Origin of the sequence: Actinomadura violacea, from assembly GCF_017573465.1 — a bacterium.
GTDB classification, from domain to species: Bacteria; Actinomycetota; Actinomycetes; order Streptosporangiales; family Streptosporangiaceae; genus Spirillospora; species Spirillospora violacea.
The window spans coordinates 1-1,460 of record NZ_JAGEPF010000072.1; the positions used below are offsets into that span (position 1 = coordinate 1).

At 69.2% G+C, this 1,460-nt stretch carries 1 protein-coding gene; it reads left to right on the forward strand.

Annotated features, from left to right (window positions below):
- Window positions 1-208 precede the first annotated feature (208 nt).
- Entirely contained in the window at window positions 209-1,411 is a 1,203-nt protein-coding gene (locus J4709_RS52730; protein ID WP_208253083.1) for an IS110 family RNA-guided transposase, read from the forward strand.
- Window positions 1,412-1,460 lie beyond the last annotated feature (49 nt).

The following is a 1,460-nucleotide window of genomic DNA, read 5'->3' on the forward strand; positions in this document are numbered from 1 at the left end:
CTCCCTAAGAATTGGGGTGGTCCCGGAGGGCCGGGTGTGGCTGATGATTCTCTGCTGCTGTTAGGGCTTCCAAGGAATGGCCGCCCGGCCCTCCAGGACGCTCCGACCCACTGATTGAGAACTGCGGGCATCGCTGGTTAGGGACCTGGTGGCGGAGTGCTCCGTGGGCCATGTCGTTGCTGGTCACGGTCGGAACGGAGTAGAACGCTTGAGCGAGTCGAAGGCCCGAGTCTGGGTCGGTATCGACGTCGGCAAGGGGCACCACTGGGCGGTCGCCCTGGACGACGAGGGCACCAAGGTGCTCTCGCGCAAGGTCGTCAACGACGAGACCGCGATCCTGGAGACGATCGCCGCGGTTGCCGAGCTGTCCGACCAGGTGCTGTGGGCGGTGGACATCTCCGGCAAGGCCGCCACGCTGCTGCTGGCGCTGCTTGTCGCGCACGGCCAAGAGGTCGTCTACGTGCCCGGCCGGACGGTGAACCGGATGGCCGGCGCCTACCGCGGCGAGGGGAAAACCGACGCCAAGGATGCCCGGGTCATCGCCGACACCGCCCGGATGCGGCGACGCGATCTGATCCCGCTGGCTCCGCCCGCCGAGCTGGTCGCCGAGCTGCGGCTGCTGACCGCACACCGCGCCGACCTGATCGCCGACCGGGTCCGGCTGATCAACCGGCTGCGGGACCTGCTGCTGGGCATCTGCCCCGCCCTGGAACGCGCCTTCGACTACTCGTCCGCCAAGGGCCCGGTCGTGATGCTGACCGAGTACCAGACCCCGGCCGCGCTGCGCCGCACCGGCGTCAAGCGGCTGACGACCTGGCTTCACCGACGCAAGGTGCGCGGCGCCGACCAGGTCGCCGCCAAGGCCGTCGCGGCCGCCGAGTCCCAGCACACCACGCTGCCCGGCGAGAAGCGGGCGGCGGCGCTGGTGCGGGACCTGGCGCACCGGCTGCTGGAGCTGGACGCCCAGATCAAAGACACCGACAACCAGATCCGCGACACCTTCCGCGCCGACCCGCGCGCTGAGATCATCGAGTCGATGCCCGGCATGGGCCCGATCCTGGGCGCCGAGTTCATCGCGATCGTCGGTGACCTGTCCGGCTACGCCGACGCCGGACGCCTGGCCGCACACGCCGGCCTGGCACCCGTCCCGCACGACTCGGGCCGCCGTACCGGCAACCTGCATCGCCCGAAGAACTACAGCCGCAGGCTGCGGTACATCTTCTACATGGCAGCCCAGACCGCGATGATGCGTCCTGGCGTATCGCGCGACTTCTACCTGCGCAAACGCGCTGACGGGAAGATCCATACCCAGGCGGTCATGGCGCTGGCCCGCCGCCGGATCGACGTGTTGTGGGCGATGCTGCGCGACAACCGAGCCTTCTCGCCCGGGCCCCTCGCGCACGCTGCCTGAACCGCTCACAGGTCACCCGGCCGACTTGACTTAGTCATTGAGATTCCTT